Origin of the sequence: Streptomyces netropsis, from assembly GCF_014203545.1 — a bacterium.
Lineage (GTDB): Bacteria > Actinomycetota > Actinomycetes > Streptomycetales > Streptomycetaceae > Streptomyces > Streptomyces netropsis.
In genome coordinates, this window is record NZ_JACHJG010000006.1 from 150,607 (window position 1) to 165,385 (window position 14,779).

The following is a 14,779-nucleotide window of genomic DNA, read 5'->3' on the forward strand; positions in this document are numbered from 1 at the left end:
GAGAGAAACCCATGACGTCTCGTACCGGCTCTCGTACCGGCCTCCAGGCACCCCCTCCGCCCGTCCTGGACCGCTGCCGGGCACTGGTCGAACCGGCGCTGAGAACGGCCGTCCGGACGCTGCACCCCTGGCCGCGACGGATGGCCTCGTTCTCCCTCGGCTGGTGCGACGCCGACGGTCTGCCCGTCGGCCCGGGGAACAGCGGCGGCAAGGGCGTCCGCCAGGCCCTGGCCGTCCTCGGCGCCGAGGCCGTGGACGCACCCGGCGATGCCGCCGTCGCCGGTGCGGTCGCCGTCGAGCTGGTGCACACGTTCTCACTGGTGCACGACGACATCATGGACGGCGACGAGCGGCGCCGGCACCAGGAGAGCACGTGGAAGGCGTTCGGCACGGGACCGGCGGTCCTGGCCGGCGACTCCCTGTTCGCCCTCGCGGTCGAGACCCTCGCCGGGGCCGGGGGCGAGAGCGGGGCCGAGGCCGTACGCCATCTGTCCGGCGCCCTGCGGGAGCTGGTCCACGGCCAGGCCGACGACCTCCTCTTCGAGAACCGCCCGTGGACGGGTCCGCAAGCGGTGGACATACCCGCCTACAGGGCCATGGCCCTGCGCAAGACGGGGTCGCTGCTCGGCTGCGCGATGGCGGTGGGACCCGTGCTGGCCGGCGCTTCGCCGCTGCTGTCGGGGGCGCTCACGGAGGCGGGCCGGCAGCTGGGCGCCGCCTTCCAGGCCGTCGACGACCTGCTGGGGATCTGGGGCGACCCGGAGTCCACCGGCAAGCCCGTCCACAACGATCTGCGCCGCAGGAAGAAGACCCTGCCCGTCCTCGCGGCCCTCGCATCGGACACGACGGCGGGCCGCCGACTGGCACTACTGCTCGACTCCGACGCACCCTTGGACACCGCGGACGCGTACTGCGCGGCCGAGCTCGTCGAGGAGGCCGGGGGCCGGGCCTTCACGATGGCGGAGGCCCGACGCCATGTGGCGGCCGCGCACGATTGCCTCGACAGCGTGCCGCTCGTGCCGCGTGCGGTGGGTGAACTCCGTTCACTCTCGGAGTTTCTGATTGACCGTCAGCTATGAGGCCGGCTGCGCGCCCCGGGGGGCGACCCCTGTTCTCCTACTCGGCCGGCACCGTGTAGAAGGGCGCTTCGAGGTACGTGGACCGTGCGGGGTCGTCCGCCCTCACCTGGAAGGGTGCCAGCGGGCAGACGAGCCAGGAGCCCAGCTCACGCTCCTGCCCGGCGAGCCACCGAGCCTGGTGGAGCAGCCCTCCGCCCAGACCCACCAGGGCGAGGCCGACCGGTATGCCGGTCGTGTAGGCGATGAGCAACCCGATGCCGAGACCGAGGACCAAAGGCGCGGTCGCGGCTCGGGACACGGCTTCGAAGGTCCCTTCGCGTGCTGTCACCGGTGACCCGGGAGGTACCGGTGACGCCTGGTCCAGTCGCGTCCGGTACCACGCGCGGCGAGGCCCGGCGGACCAAGCGAAAGGCAAGCCGAATATCACCACCGCCAGCGAGGCGGTCACGGGAACGCCGAACCCTCCCGTGTTGCCGAACGCGACGGGCAACGACCCGACCGCGCCGACCAGAGCGTTGAGTGAGCCGATCGATCGAGTGGCGGTGACCAGTCCGACCAGGGGAGGCCTGGTGCCCATACGTTCCTTCCCGTCAGGGTTCGAATTCGATCAGAGTAACCAGCGTTGATCACACGCTGATCATCTGCCCCATCCGCACCTGGCCGGGGAACCCCCGGGGAAAGGCTGTCCGCTGAGCCGGTTACATCAGGGAGGCACTCTCCAGCACCGAGTCGACTTCCCGCCGCTCGGCCGGCCCGGCGGGCTGGGTGACGCCGAGGAGAAAAGCCGCGCGGCTGTCATCCACCGAGACGAGGGTCATGCGGAGATGGGCTGTGTGACCCTGACGGTCGTTCACCTTCAGCGCCACGGTGTGCGCGGGGCGGTCGCTCACCGTCGTCGCCCGGGACTCCTCGATCGTCGACCGTCCGTCCGGGTAGAAGAACTCCGCGTTCGACCGGGCCGCGCGCTCTGTCTGCTGCCGCAGGGAGGACTGCGGTATGCCGCCCGCCCGACCGGCGAGGACGGTGCGGCCCCCTCCCTCACCGTCGGCCCCGGTGGCCTTACCCTTCATGGCCACCGATGAGGTGAAGGCATTGATCAGGCCCCCCTTGTCGTTGCGCTCCCAGCCCTCCGGGATCGCGTAGGAAATGCCTGCCGCACCGTCCTTCACCCGCGGCCGACCGGCCAGCGGACCACCGTCGTCGTTCGTCATGTACCACGCCACGGCGATCCCGGACACCAGCGCGAGAACCAGCACCGCGACGACACCGACCACCGCCGCCCGGCGCTTTCGCGCCGGTGCGGCAGGGGCGGGCGGCAGGTGGACGGGGCTGGGCGGATACGGCGGCGGGCCGGCGGGCGGTGACGTGATCATGGCCCCAGCATGCGGGCGCCTGCCCGGCTGCGGCTTGAGCGTTTGTACTCACTCCGCTACTCAGTTTCACCCGTCCTCGGCACCTGCCGAAGGAGCGGCTGTTACCGGCCGCCCATCTGGCCGGCGCTCGGCTGCCGAGTCGTGCGTGAGCTCACCGTGTCTCCCTGTGCATGGGCGGTTCCGAAGGCGCCATCGGTTCCGGGCCGAAGAGGACGGCCTTGACGATGGACGGCTTGAAGAGGCACGTGACCGGCTCGGTCAGGGACAGCACGCCCCGGAACGCGGCGCCGATCTCCGGGTTGCCGCAGGCACGGTCCTGGACGCGGTTCAGGTACCAGTCGGCGGGGCGGTCTGCCGCGCGGGGGCGCAGGGCGTTGCCCGTGGCGCCCGGCATGTTCTTGTCCGCCCCGGCGGAGATGTCCCACGCCTGCTGCGCCGCGGCGAACAGGGCCTTCTGCACGGCACCGGTGGTCGGCGTGCGACGGGGGTCGTCGAGGGCGTCACGCAGGGCGACGGCGCTGAACGCCGAAACGGACAGGCCCTGGCCGTAGACGGGGTTGAAGGCGCACAGGGCCTCCCCCGTGGCCAGGAAGCCCGCAGGGCGGCGGCCCGGGCGGTCGTAGCGGCGACGGAGGTTGGCGGTCTTACGGAAGCCGTGGATGGCGGAGTCCGGTTCGGCCTCCAGCAGCCAGTCGTGGAGGACGGGGTGGGGGAGCTGGGCGGAGAAGGCGAGGAACCCCGCCTCGTCGGTGGGCGGTTCGCAGCCGCGCAGGCCGGAGAGGATGACGGACCAGCGGCCGCCCTCCATGGGCAGCAGGATGCCGCCGCGCGGCTGGGTGGGATTCGGGACGACGTAGATGCCCCGGAAGTTCGCGTTCGCCTCGTCGTGGCGTGCGCGGTAGAACCGCGTGGAGTAGGCGAGTCCGGTCTCTAGCAGCTCCTCGTGGGGCGGTTCGGCACCGATCGCGGCCAGCCACGCGGGGGCGTGGGACGAGCGGCCCGTGGCGTCCAGCACGAGGTCGGCCTCCAGAGTGCGAACATCCTGTCGCAGGGCGGCGGCCCCGCGTTCGCGCAGCCGGACCCCCCGTACCCGGGTGGCGTCGCCGAGCAGCCCCGTCACCTCCGTGCCCTGGAGGGTCTTGATCCGGGGGTTGCTCAGGACGCGACGGCGTACGACCCAGTCGGTCAACGGCCGGGAGCCGGTGAGGATGTGCGTGGTGGCAGGGGTACGGCGGAACCATCGGCCGCCCTGCCACTGCACGATGTCACTGGGCATGCCGACACGGGGCGATCCCTCTTCGCGCATCGCGTCCAGGATTCCGGGCAGCAACGCCTCCAGGGCCCGCTGGCCGCTCTCCAGCAGTACATGGGTGTGCCGGTCCTGCGGCAGGCCCGAACGGTGTTCGGGGCCGTCGGGGAACCGGTCGCGCTCGACGATGGTCACGGTGTCGGCGTGGGAGGCGAGTACATGAGCCGCGAGAAGCCCGGCCATGCTCCCCCCGATGACGACGGCATGGCGTGCCGAAGGTGAGGTGCGCTCCGGGGCGTCACTCGTCAAGGGCGTGCTCTGCGCTTCCACTGGGCTCCTCGTGTCCACTCTCGGTACGGCTGTCAGATGATTCCGCACTTCGAAGTGCAAGGCGAGCGAGGGGGCGTGGTCCCCTTCCCCCTGACCGGAATCGGCAAGGCAGTGAGCCGGTTCGGGGACGCTGCCCGGAGTCGTGGGAGGTCGCCGAACACCCGTATCCGGGGGCCTCCGGGTGGCATCACTGCTCCGTGGCTACCCTCGTATGTCCATCGATCCTGACTACAGGGGAGCAGACTGTGCGGAGCGCCACGGTGACGGCTGACGACGATCGGATCCGGTGGGTCGAGCTACCGGGACGGGAACCGGCCCGCGTCTACGTGCACGGTCTGGGTGCGACGTCGGCGCCCTACTTCGCCGAGGTCGCGACGCATCCTCTTCTGGCCGGCCACCGTTCGTTGTTGATCGACCTCCTCGGGCACGGCATCAGCGACCGGCCGAGGGGCTTCGACTACAGCCTTGAGTCGCATGCCGATGCCCTCGCCGCGGCTCTGACGTCCGCGGGTGTCGGCGGCGCGGAGCTGATCGCGCACAGCATGGGCGGTTCGGTAGCCATCGTCCTGGCCGACCGCCACCCCCATCTGGTCTCCCGGCTGGTCCTGGTCGACGCCAATCTCGACCCGATGCCGCGCACACCCGGCTCCGGTGGCAGCAGTGGCATCGCCGCGTACTCGGAGCAGGAGTTCCTGACGGACGGGTGGCAGGAGGTCCGCGACAGGGTCGGTGCGCACTGGTGGTCCACCATGCGCCTGACCGGGCGGGAAGCCCTGCACCGCAGCGCCACGCAGCTCGTACGCGGGACCGTTCCCACCATGCGCGAACTCCTCCTGGGCCTGGAGATACCCCGCACGTACCTGCTGCCCGAGGCCGACGGACCGCTCCCGGGCGCCGACGCGCTCACCGCGGCCGGGGTATCCGTGGTCCCCGTCCCGGACTGCGGACACAACATCATGCTGGACAATCCACAAGCCTTCGCGCACGCCACGGCGACGGCGCTCGCGGACCACGGCCGACCGTGACCTCGGCCGGGAACAGAAGGAGTCGACGCCCCCTGGGCCGGCCCGGCCTCAACGGCCCGTACGCCACCTGGCGCTGTGGCAACCGGGAGGCAACGCGATGAACGCCGCGACCGCCGCCGGGCTCCTTCACCTCATCGCCGCCGAGCCGACCCTGCTCGCCGCCGCCTCCGCCGATACGAGCGAATCCGACCTCGACCACCGCGCACGCAACGAGGACCACCCCTGCCTCGGCTGCGGAAGTCCGGCCCGTTGCGCCGTCATCGTCAACTCGACGACGGCAGGACCGCGTTGGCTCGACCTCTGCTCCGCGTGCTGGCACACCGTCCGCCGAGCCAACCACTTCGCGGGCCAGGAATAGGGGGCCTGGAGCCTGGGGACGTCCCCCCGCGCCGATGTCTACCCTTCGGCGTCGAATGCGTACACGCGAACCGGGTCGAGGTGCAATTCGTGCGGGCCCATGCAGTCGGCGGCCAGGGTGGCGACGAGTGTCCCGCACGTGCACGCCATGTTGCGGCCCCCGGTGCCCAACGGTCCGCAACAGCCCCAGTGGGAGCCCCCGGCTGCGGTCACGTGCAGGGTGCGCACATCGTCCGGGTGCACGATCGCGGAGCCGGCGGGGCCTGCGGCGACCAGCCCCTCCATGCCGGGCGGCATCAGCAGGTCACGGTCGCCGGCTCCACGCTTGCCCTCATTCCCCGCAGGATTCCGAGCAGGCTCGAACGGGGCGCCCCAGGGCTCCGGGTCGATCGCATAGTGGCCCCGCGGCACCGTCGAGGGAGCAAGCGCCGTCTTCCGGTCCCGGGCCCGGTCGTGCACCGACACGTCAGGGACAGCAGGCAGAGCCTGCAGATCAGGCGTGAGCCCGACTGCGCACTTGGCGCAATGGAAAACCGTCATACCGCTGTTGTATCCGCCGCAGACAGCCCGGCGCACGCCCCGCCGGTTGGAAAGGTGCCACAGCGCTGATTGCCTTCCGGACCGGTATGCCGCTCAGCTCCCCCCCCGGGGGGAACGCTGCGCAGGGGTTACCAGGCCACGGGGAGGCTCCGCTCATATCAACTGAGTACCGAGTCGGCCATGTGCGGGCGTCGATCGGTCAAGCCGTGACGCCTGCGGGAATGGTTCGGCATATCAACGAACAGTTCAGGCCAACTGCTCTGCCTTCGTACCGGAGCGGTGGAGCGTTCTCCCCATCGCGTAGCTCTGGGTAGGGGGACGGGCATGGGCGGAATTCCCGCGCTGGACGGGGTCAAGGACCTGGTGAGTGTGTTGGACGCGCTGGCGGGGCAGCGCGTGGGCAAGCAGACGGTGCCCGCGGTCGTCTTCGAGGACGATGGCGGCCTGGGTGCCGGTTTCGTCACCGGCTTCCAGGAGCGGCTGCGGGACGGGGGCGGGGCGGGCATCGTTCCCCATGCCTTGGCCGACGATGCCCTGCTGGCCCAGGCCCGCGGCGCCCGGGAGCCGGACGTGGTCCTGCTCGACGGCATCACCGCGCAGCTGGAGCAGACGATGCCGGGGAAGGCGGGACGGCTGGCGCTGACCACGTACTGGACGTGCCGCAGGGTGCTGGACGTCAACGTCGGGGCGGGAGCTCCGCCCGCCCAGCGCGACGCGCTGGCTGAATCGCTGTGCGCGTCCTGGCAGCGCGCCACTCCCGGGCTGAGGGGGTTGCGGTCGTTCATCGAGACCGGTGGTGCGGGCCAGGTGAGCGCGCGTCTGGGGGCCGTGGCCACGGTCCTGGTCGCGTGGCCCCTGGAATGGGGCTATCGCGTGTGGCTCAATCGCACCCGGCGATTGCGGTGGTATTCGGGCAAGGTCTGCAACGCCGGGCAGGCAGCCACCACGTTCCTGGCTGCCGCGACCCATCTGAGTCTCGAAGGGGATCTGCGGCACAACTCCGCCTTGCGGCAGTCGCTGTTGCTGGAGGCACTGGCCGTGGATCTGGCGCGGGCCGCCCGCCGGGGGGTGTTCTCGCCCCGCAGACGGCGCCGGGTCTGGCCCTTCGTCGTGCTGCTGCCCCGTATCGACGGCCCGGGCGTCGCCCTGCACCGGCTGCTGGACGGCCTGGTCAAGATCCGTCGCCGCGGCCTGCCGCTGGTGTTGATGGCCGCCCGCACTCCTGTCGCGCCGTCCGATGACCGTACGGAGCAACGGGCCGTTCGTACCCCGGGTCAGGCGGCGGCCGCCCTACGGCCCCTGCTGGAGAGGAAACCGCAGCCGGCCACGGCGGACGACGACGGTCGGGTGACCGTCGCGCTGGCAGGCCCGGAGCGGTCGTCGGTGAGTGACTGGCTGGCCACGAACGTCACGGTGCGGCCCCGCCCGGTGCGCTGGCCTTCGACCTACCTGGGCACCGTCCTGGCCCTCGTCATGGTGGCGGCGGCCCTCCCGGCGGCGGGATGGGCACAGCAACTGCTGGATCCCTGCCACGACATGTGGCAGGCCGCAGGTGCCAGGGTCGGTGTCGACACCGCTGCGACGGGCTGTTACTTCACCGATGGCAGCAGCCAGAAGCTGCTGCGCTCCCTCCAGAACCGCATCCGTGCCCAGAACGACGCCGCCGTGCAAGGCGGCTCGTACCGCACCGTGGTCTTCCTCGCCCCGTTGACCGCCGACCCTCATGGCGCGGGCGAACAGCTCACCCCCGCCGGCGTGCTCCAGCTCGAGGGCGCAGCCCGTGCCCAACAAGTCTTCAACCAGCAAGTGGGTGTCAACGCCGACCGCCCCCGCCTACGGCTCATCGTCGCCAACGTCGGCTACGCCTACTCCCACGCGCCGGCGGTGGTGGACCGGCTCAACGCACTGGCCGGCGAGGATCCGAGTATCTCGGCGGTCATCGGCATCTCGCAGAGCCGGCAGGCGTCCGTCGACGCGATCAATCGTCTCTCCGTCGACCTTCCGGTCATCGGCGCCGCGGTCACCGGCGACTTCATGGCCACCGAAACCACCACCTACTTCCAGACCCAGCCCACCAACCGCCACCTCGCCCGAGCCCTGGCCCGCCGCGTCACCGAACTCGGCCGCAAGAAGGCGATGATCGTCTACGACGACAAGGACCGCTACAGCGTCAACCTCCAGCAAGACCTCCGAGCCGAGCTCACCGACCGCGACATCGCTGTGGAGGAACCGTCGTTCGCGGTCATGCGCGAGGCGGCCCGGAGTCAGCGCGGCGGCATGAGCACCCTGCCCGACCTCGCCAAGGAGATCTGCGCCCTCAGCCGGAGCGGGGGAATCACGTTGTACGCCGCCCGCGGGAGCCAGCTGCCCAAGATCCTCAACGAAGTCCAGGCCCAGTGCGGTGCCGCCCGCCGACCGGCCTTCCCCTTGCTGGCGTCCGACACCGGCACCCTCGTCGAGTACCCCGAGATCCCCGAATTCGCCCACCTCGGCCGTTACACGGCCGTCGACCTTTCCTACATCGCCTTCTCCCGCGACCGGCACAGCGACCACGCCGTGGGCAGCGATGCCTTCCGCGCGGCAGCAGCGGCGATCTACCGGGTATGGACGGGGACGAACACGCCCCGCGCCTCCAACGTCCTGCAACAACTGCGCTCGGGAATCGACGTCCAGGACACCGTCGCCGTCGAACGCCCCTTCCACCTGCCCGCCGACGACCAGGCCCTCGCCCGGCGCCCCCTGTTCCTGTGCACCGTCCCCCACACCCCCGACACCCCACCCGACTGCCGAGCGGCGGACGGAAGGCCATGACCCGCACGGCTCCCGGGCAGTGCGCGAGGCGGGTGCTACCCGGCCCGGCGGCGCTGTCCTGCGGAGAAGGTGGTGGCAGCGGTCAGCAGGGTGAGACCCGCGGTGACACCGACGGTGATCTTCGTGGTGTTCCGCTGGTCAGCGCTGTCGGGCAGCCGCGGGTCGAGCAGGCCGAGCGGGTCCTTGCGGATCTCGACGCGGTCGCCCACCTTGGCCTGGCCGAAGCAGTTCTCCTGCTCGGACACCTCGTGCTTCCTGTGGTCGCCGCCGGCCTCCTCGACGGTACAGAACATGTCCGCACCCCGCCGGTTGTGCCGGTCGGTCACCTCGGTCACCACGGCGGCGACCGGATCCCCCACGGTCTTCATATAGACCTCGTAGATCGCGGGCCCCGCGAAGAGCGTCAGCGCGAAGCCACCGGCCTAGGCCAGCGTCGCGGCGCCCGCGCGGTGCCAGACACCACCGATCAGACAGGCGGCGACCGCGACGGCCGTCAGCATGACGACCGCGCCGAGCCACAGCACCCACTGGCCGATGCCGGCACCCAGGATCATCAGGCCGGGAAGGAGTACGGCCCACATCAGAGAGCTGAAGACCTTACGGGCCCCCGATGCCGGCGGCCTCGGGTGGTACGCCGGAGCCCCGGGGGCGGCGCCGGGCGCCACGGTCGTCTCGGTCCCGCTCATGTCCCCCACCCGTGCTGACGTCACCTTCGCCGGCTGCCGACACAGTAGCCGCCGGTGGCCCCATGAACACGCCCTCCTCTATGGAGACGCCTTGAGGGCGGCGGCCAGGTCCGCCCGGCCGCGGATCCCGAGTTTGCGGTAGCCGTGGGTCAGATGGGTCTCCACGGTGCGTACCGCCACGTGCAGCAGTGCCGCGATCTCACTGTTGCTGTGGCCGGCCACGACCAGCAGCGCCACACGGCGCTCGCTGGGGGTGAGCGCCACGGAACCGGTGTGCCGGGTCCGCCGCGGCCGGGCTCCGCAGCCGCGCAGGGCCTCCTGCGCGGCCAGCCGCAGACGGACCGCTTCCGTGCGTTCGGCACGCTGGGCGGCCTCCCGCAGCACCTCGCGGGCTTGCAGCCGCTGTCCGCAACGGTGGAACGCCGTTCCGAGCGAGAGGAGCGCGGGGATCAGTTCGGGGAGGGGCTCGGCTGTGTTCCGTAACAACGTCACCGCCTGCTGGGCCAGCTCCAGGCCGTGCCGCCCGCCGAGTGACGCGGCCAGGGCGCGCAGCGCGCGTCCCACGGTGCGGGGCGTCGCCCAGATGCGGGCCAGTCTCCGTTCCTCCGTGGCGAGGGGGACGGCGTGTTCCGGGGACCCCAGCGCCAGGTAGCAGTCGGCGGCGGCGGAGCGCCACGGTGTGACGACCGGGCTCACCACCTGCCGGGCCGACTGGCGGCTGCCGCACTCCAGGAAGTCGGCCAGGGCGCTGCCGGGGTCGCCGGACGCGAGGCGCAGCATGCCCCGGGCGTAGAGGAACTCGCTCCATTCCCAGGAGCCGTTCGTCCCGCGCGCGGTGACGGCGTCGGCGAGGCGGGCGGCTTCGGTCAGTCGGCCGGTCTCGGTCAGGGCGACGAGTGCCTGTGCGTTGAGGTGGGCGTTGTCCGAGAGGGTCCCGGCCTGCCATCCGGTGCGGGTGCCCCACAGTGACGTGTCGGCGAGCAGTGCGCGGTACCGGCCGCGCATCACCAGGCTCTCCGCGTGCACGCTGAGCAGGCTCTGCCGGCCGGGGTGCAGCTTCGGCAGCCGGTGGGCGGCCAGTCCGCGGGCCACCCACCGGTCGGCCTCCGGCAACTCGTCCGCCCATTGCGCCAGCGTCGCGGTCGAGGCCAGGAGATACGGTTCGAGCAGTGGGTCCAGCGGCACGGTCATCAGCGCCCTGGCCCGTTCCATGACGTCGGCCGCCGACAGGTGTCCGGCGGTGGCTCCGTACTCGGTCAGCAGGGCCTGGGCGGTCGGGGCGAGCCTTTCCGGTGCCTGGGCCCCGATGCGTCGAAGCTCCGCCACCACGCGCAGCCAGCTGTCTCCGTCGTGCGAGGCGACCAGCGCGGTCGCCGCCTGGACCGCATGTGCGAGGTCCGTGGAGCCGGTGAACTCGTCGGACAGATCACCGAGCACGTCGAGGGCCGTATGGACCTCGCCCCGGGCCACCAGGGCCGCACCGAGCGAGGCAGCGGCGCGGACCTTCCCGGCGACGTTCCGCTGCAGGCGCAGCGCCTCCGCGAGGTGGCGTACTCCGCAAGGGCGCTCGTCCTGGGCTTCCAGACAGCCGAGTTCGGTGAGTGCCTCACCCCGGCGGCGGACGGACAGCGGTTCTTCGAGTACCCGTCGCAGGCAGGCGATCGCCTCGCCGGTCCGGCCGGCGCGGACCGCCCGCGCGGCGGCGGCCAGCAGCGCGTCGACGGCCCAGGGCTCTCCCACCGCGGGAACGGACAGCAGATAGCGCACCACCGCGTCGTCCCGGTCGCCCCGGCTGTGCAGGAGTTCGGCGGTGCGGCGGTGGACGTCCATCCGCTGGTGCCGGTCCACGGTGTTCCGCACGGCCTCGCGCAGCAAGGGGTGGGCGAAGGCCGGGCGTCCGTCCGGCGGGGTCGGCCGCAGCAGGCCCTGCCTGGTGAGTTCGCCGATCCAGCCGTCGATCCGGGACGGGTCGGATCCAGCGACCTGGGGCAGAAAGGTGAGGACGTCCTCCTCGTCCTGGAGCTCGGCGAGGACGCGGGCGGCGGTCCGTGTCTCGGCGCCCGCGCTGTGCAGCCAGCGGGTCACCGCCGCGCCGAAGGATCCGTGGTGGAGACGGTCGCGACTTTCGGGGAGACGGAGCGGGAGCGGCCCGTCGGTGGCTAACTCGTACAGGTCCGCGAGCAGGGCGTGCAACAGCATCGGGTTGCCACCGGAGGCATGGACGCACTCGTCGGTGAGGGGCCGCGGTACGTCCTTGCCCAGCACGTCGCGGACCACGCCCGCGGCGGCCGCCGGCCCGAGGGGGCCCAGCGTGCATTGCCCGGCCGCCGGTCTGCCGCAGCGGTCGGTGAACGCGGGCCCCGGCAGGACGAGGTCGTACTGCCATCGTTCCGTCACCGCCAGCAGGACCGGTAGCCGGTCCAGCCGCCTGGCCACCTGGGCGAGCCAGCGCCGCGACGGCGCGTCGGCCAGGTGGACGTCGTCCACGGCGAGGAGCACCGGCGCCTGCGCGGTGTGCGACCGGAGGGCGCTCCACAGCCGGGACGGCAGCCCCGCCCCGTACAACGACCCGTCCCAGCCCGCGCCGTCCGTCAGCCACGGCACGGCCGACTTTCCGTGGAGGAGGGTGTCGAACATCTGCAGGACCACGCCGAAGGCGGCGTCCGCCTCCTGGTCGGAACACCTGGCGTGAAGCACCGTCGTCCCCGTCCGTGCCGCGTCCCGGGCGACGGCCTCCAGCACGGCGGTGCGGCCGGAGCCCGTGGCACCCCGGATCACCAGCAGTCCGCCGGCGCCCGCCCGGGCCCGGCCCAGCAGCGTCCGGGCCCGGGCCAGTGGTTCCGTACGTTCCCACAGCGCACCGGGGTGATCGCGGGTGTGGCCCTGGAGTGATGGGGCGGTCATGAGGGAGCTCCTGGACGGTCATGGTGTGGCGCGCAGGTGGCGGATGACTATGTATCACCAACTGTGTCGGTCCGCAGAGCGTTCCCGGCGGGCGGCCGGGCAGCCGCCGCTTGGTGCGGCGACGCGGAACGCGGTGTCGACCGGCGTGGTCTCGTGGTCGTCCCAGGCGTGATCTCGTGGTCGTCCACGATGGTGGGTGGCCGGGCGCCGCAGGAAGGATGAGCGGTGTCGCGGGACGCTCTTCGTCGGCTCGGCCTGGCGTCGTAGGAGCGGCCTTCCCCCGCGGTTGCGTCACAGCCGTACGCCCCCACCCCGGCATGGCCTACTCATGCACTGCTTCGTGTCCATGCCCGTGCGGGGGCAACGGCGTCGGCCGGCCCGAGAACACCTTCCCTCACTTCAAGGAGCGTTGTGCAGACCATCAGTTCAACCGCGGGGTGGACCGCGGCTGCCAGGGAACTGGAGACCGTGCGGGCGGACCGCATCCTGGAGGATCCCCTGACGCTGTGCACCGACGCGGAACGCCGGCAGTGGCAGGACGTCGTGGTGTCCGTGCTCGGGTATTCGCCGCCGGTCGTATCGGTCCGGGCCCGCCTGGGGGACGAGGCGGTCCGGATGGCCGCCGAGGACGGTATCCGGCAGGTGGTCTCGCTGGCCGCGGGCCTGGAGTCCCGGGTCTTCAGGCTGGAACTGCCCACGGACCTGCTCTATATGGAGGTCGACCTCCCGGCTCTCCTGGAGGCCAGGCGCCGACGCCTGGACGGGGCCGGGCTCTCCCTGCGTCCGGGCTGCCGCCGGGTCGAGGTCGCCGCCGATCTGAGCGGGGACTGGGAACAGCGGCTCGTGGACGCCGGCTTCGACCCCCGGGCCCGGACGCTGTGGGTCGTCGAAGGGCTGCTCCCCTACCTGGACGCCGAAGCCTGCCGCACCCTGCTGCGCACCGTACGGGGTCTGTCGGCCCCCGGCAGCCGGCTGTGGTGCGATCACATCCACCCGGATGTCTTCACCGCGGCGCACTACGCGCCGGTCCTCACGAGCCTGGACGAGCTCGGGGTGCTGTGGGCCAGCGGTTGGACGGACCCCGTGGCCCAGCTCGAGGCGGCGGGCTGGGCGGCCCGTACCTGGACGGTCAAGGACCTGGCGCACCCTCAGCCGGGCAATCCGCCCGCGGCGTGGATGCCACCGGTGCCCGCCAGAGCCGACACCTCCGACTCCGGATACCACTGGCTGATCTGGGCGCACACCGCCTGACGGTGCCCTCGGTCCTCGTACGGGAGACAGCATGACCCTGCCTGCCAGCAGCACGGCGACCCTCGACACGGCGGTCGCCGCCGAGCACCGCGAGATGCTGCGCGCACTGACCGGCACGCCCAAACGCCTTGCCACCAAATGGCTCTACGACGCCCGGGGCAGTGCCCTCTACACGGCCATCGCCCAGCAGCCCGAGTACTACCTCGACGAAGCCGAGTGGGAGATCGTCGCCCGGCGCGGCGCGGACATCGCGGCCCGCACGCGCGCCCGCACCCTGGTGGACCTCGGGGCGGGCTCCGGCCGCAAGACCCGGCTGCTGCTCGACGCCCTCCGCGCGGAGGGCTGCCTGAAGCAGTACGTGCCCGTCGACGTCAGCGACTCCGCATTGCGCGATGCCGAACGAGCCCTGCGCGCGGACCATCCGCAGCTGGACATCCAGCCGCGCGTCGCCGACTTCACGGCACCGCTGGGTCTCGACTCGGCGGACGCCCCCGTCCTGCTCACCCTCTTCGGCGCCACCTACGGGAACTTCCGGCCCGACGAGGGGCGAAGTCTCCTGACGACGCTGAGAACCCAGCTGCGGCCCGGCGACGGTCTGCTCCTGGGCACCGACCTGGTCAAGGACGAGGCCGTCCTGACCGCCGCCTACGACGACCGTGCGGGGGTGACCGCCGCCTTCGCCAAGAACGGCCTGACGGTCCTCAACCGGAAGCTCGGCGCGAACTTCCGCCTCGGCGACTTCGACCACGACGTCACCTGGAACCCACGCCGGCGGCGTATCGAGAACGCGCTGCGGGCCCGCCGTTCCCACACCGTCACCCTCGCCGCGCTGGACCGCGTTGTGTCCTTCACGGCCGGAGAACGGCTGCATGTGGGGATATCGGCCAAGTTCTGCCGGGAAGGGGTCGCCTCCGAGCTGGCGGCGGCGGGCCTACGGCTGGACCACTGGTGGACCGACAGCGCGCACCGCTACGCCGTGTCACTGGCCTCGGTCGCCGATGGCGGCGCCCCTCGTCGGTGACGGGAGGGCCACGACGCGGCGCCCATCCCCTACGGGGAGCCGCAGTGGCACGGGCCCCACCAGCACCGACGGTCCGGAACCACCCTGATGCGCCCGAAGTGGCCCCACGTATCCTCGGCCGTAGAGGCCGCGTACGAATGGGACAGGGGGTGG

General features: G+C 71.9%; 13 protein-coding genes. 6 read left to right on the forward strand and 7 right to left on the reverse strand.

The window, feature by feature from the left end:
- Window positions 1-11 precede the first annotated feature (11 nt).
- A complete protein-coding gene (locus FHS38_RS16490; protein ID WP_184734319.1) occupies window positions 12-1,079 on the forward strand; it encodes a polyprenyl synthetase family protein in 1,068 nt (355 codons plus the stop codon).
- Window positions 1,080-1,116: 37 nt separating this feature from the next.
- On the opposite strand, the gene FHS38_RS16495 is transcribed toward FHS38_RS16490, so the two are convergent.
- The 3 genes from FHS38_RS16495 to FHS38_RS16505 form a co-directional block, all read right to left on the reverse strand.
- Window positions 1,117-1,377 carry a hypothetical protein gene (locus FHS38_RS16495; RefSeq protein WP_184734320.1) on the reverse strand — a complete coding sequence of 87 codons (261 nt, stop codon included), beginning with the start codon at window positions 1,375-1,377 and terminating at the stop codon, window positions 1,117-1,119.
- Window positions 1,378-1,777: 400 nt separating this feature from the next.
- Window positions 1,778-2,452: a hypothetical protein gene (locus tag FHS38_RS16500; protein ID WP_184734321.1), complete on the reverse strand. Its 675-nt coding sequence runs from the start codon at window positions 2,450-2,452 to the stop codon at window positions 1,778-1,780.
- 151 nt (window positions 2,453-2,603) lie between these two features.
- A complete protein-coding gene (locus FHS38_RS16505; RefSeq protein ID WP_373301772.1) occupies window positions 2,604-3,956 on the reverse strand; it encodes an NAD(P)/FAD-dependent oxidoreductase in 1,353 nt (450 codons plus the stop codon).
- 320 nt (window positions 3,957-4,276) lie between these two features.
- Between FHS38_RS16505 and FHS38_RS16510 the strand changes: the two genes are divergently transcribed.
- Complete coding sequence (locus FHS38_RS16510) at window positions 4,277-5,056, forward strand: alpha/beta fold hydrolase (protein ID WP_184734323.1); 780 nt, start codon at window positions 4,277-4,279, stop codon at window positions 5,054-5,056.
- A gap of 97 nt (window positions 5,057-5,153) precedes the next feature.
- Window positions 5,154-5,414 (forward strand): hypothetical protein, encoded by a 261-nt coding sequence (locus FHS38_RS16515; RefSeq protein WP_184734324.1) that lies wholly within the window; start codon window positions 5,154-5,156, stop codon window positions 5,412-5,414.
- 38 nt (window positions 5,415-5,452) lie between these two features.
- On the opposite strand, the gene FHS38_RS35370 is transcribed toward FHS38_RS16515, so the two are convergent.
- A complete protein-coding gene (locus FHS38_RS35370) occupies window positions 5,453-5,710 on the reverse strand; it encodes a hypothetical protein (RefSeq protein WP_229821976.1) in 258 nt (85 codons plus the stop codon).
- Between the two features lie 567 nt (window positions 5,711-6,277).
- Between FHS38_RS35370 and FHS38_RS16525 the strand changes: the two genes are divergently transcribed.
- Complete coding sequence (locus tag FHS38_RS16525) at window positions 6,278-8,764, forward strand: ABC transporter substrate-binding protein (protein ID WP_184734326.1); 2,487 nt, start codon at window positions 6,278-6,280, stop codon at window positions 8,762-8,764.
- A gap of 35 nt (window positions 8,765-8,799) precedes the next feature.
- Here FHS38_RS16525 and FHS38_RS35375 read toward each other — a convergent pair whose 3' ends face one another.
- The 3 genes from FHS38_RS35375 to FHS38_RS16535 form a co-directional block, all read right to left on the reverse strand.
- Window positions 8,800-9,132 carry a hypothetical protein gene (locus FHS38_RS35375; protein WP_229821977.1) on the reverse strand — a complete coding sequence of 111 codons (333 nt, stop codon included), beginning with the start codon at window positions 9,130-9,132 and terminating at the stop codon, window positions 8,800-8,802.
- A 54-nt stretch (window positions 9,133-9,186) separates the two neighbouring features.
- The gene (locus FHS38_RS35380; RefSeq protein ID WP_229821978.1) at window positions 9,187-9,450 is read right to left on the reverse strand and encodes a hypothetical protein; all 264 of its coding nucleotides are present in this window, start codon (window positions 9,448-9,450) and stop codon (window positions 9,187-9,189) included.
- Window positions 9,451-9,528: 78 nt separating this feature from the next.
- A complete protein-coding gene (locus FHS38_RS16535) occupies window positions 9,529-12,354 on the reverse strand; it encodes an AAA family ATPase (RefSeq protein WP_184734327.1) in 2,826 nt (941 codons plus the stop codon).
- A 411-nt stretch (window positions 12,355-12,765) separates the two neighbouring features.
- On the opposite strand from FHS38_RS16535, the gene FHS38_RS16540 reads away from it, so the two are divergent.
- Both FHS38_RS16540 and egtD read left to right on the forward strand, forming a co-directional pair.
- Window positions 12,766-13,605, forward strand: coding sequence for a class I SAM-dependent methyltransferase (locus tag FHS38_RS16540; RefSeq protein ID WP_184734328.1), 840 nt, complete (start codon window positions 12,766-12,768; stop codon window positions 13,603-13,605).
- Between the two features lie 31 nt (window positions 13,606-13,636).
- On the forward strand, window positions 13,637-14,626 hold the full coding sequence (gene egtD, locus FHS38_RS16545; RefSeq protein WP_184734329.1) for an L-histidine N(alpha)-methyltransferase: 990 nt from the start codon (window positions 13,637-13,639) through the stop codon (window positions 14,624-14,626).
- Window positions 14,627-14,779 lie beyond the last annotated feature (153 nt).

Excerpts from the sequence above, each read along its gene's own strand:
- FHS38_RS16500 (WP_184734321.1), bottom strand. The coding sequence starts at position 2,452 with ATGATCACGTCACCGCCCGCCGGCCCGCCGCCGTATCCGCCCAGCCCC.
- FHS38_RS35380 (WP_229821978.1), bottom strand. The coding sequence starts at position 9,450 with ATGAGCGGGACCGAGACGACCGTGGCGCCCGGCGCCGCCCCCGGGGCT.
- egtD (WP_184734329.1), top strand. The coding sequence starts at position 13,637 with ATGACCCTGCCTGCCAGCAGCACGGCGACCCTCGACACGGCGGTCGCC.
- FHS38_RS35375 (WP_229821977.1), bottom strand. The coding sequence starts at position 9,132 with ATGAAGACCGTGGGGGATCCGGTCGCCGCCGTGGTGACCGAGGTGACC.
- FHS38_RS35370 (WP_229821976.1), bottom strand. The coding sequence starts at position 5,710 with ATGCCGCCCGGCATGGAGGGGCTGGTCGCCGCAGGCCCCGCCGGCTCC.
- FHS38_RS16515 (WP_184734324.1), top strand. The coding sequence starts at position 5,154 with ATGAACGCCGCGACCGCCGCCGGGCTCCTTCACCTCATCGCCGCCGAG.
- FHS38_RS16490 (WP_184734319.1), top strand. The coding sequence starts at position 12 with ATGACGTCTCGTACCGGCTCTCGTACCGGCCTCCAGGCACCCCCTCCG.
- FHS38_RS16525 (WP_184734326.1), top strand. The coding sequence starts at position 6,278 with ATGGGCGGAATTCCCGCGCTGGACGGGGTCAAGGACCTGGTGAGTGTG.
- FHS38_RS16535 (WP_184734327.1), bottom strand. The coding sequence starts at position 12,354 with ATGACCGCCCCATCACTCCAGGGCCACACCCGCGATCACCCCGGTGCG.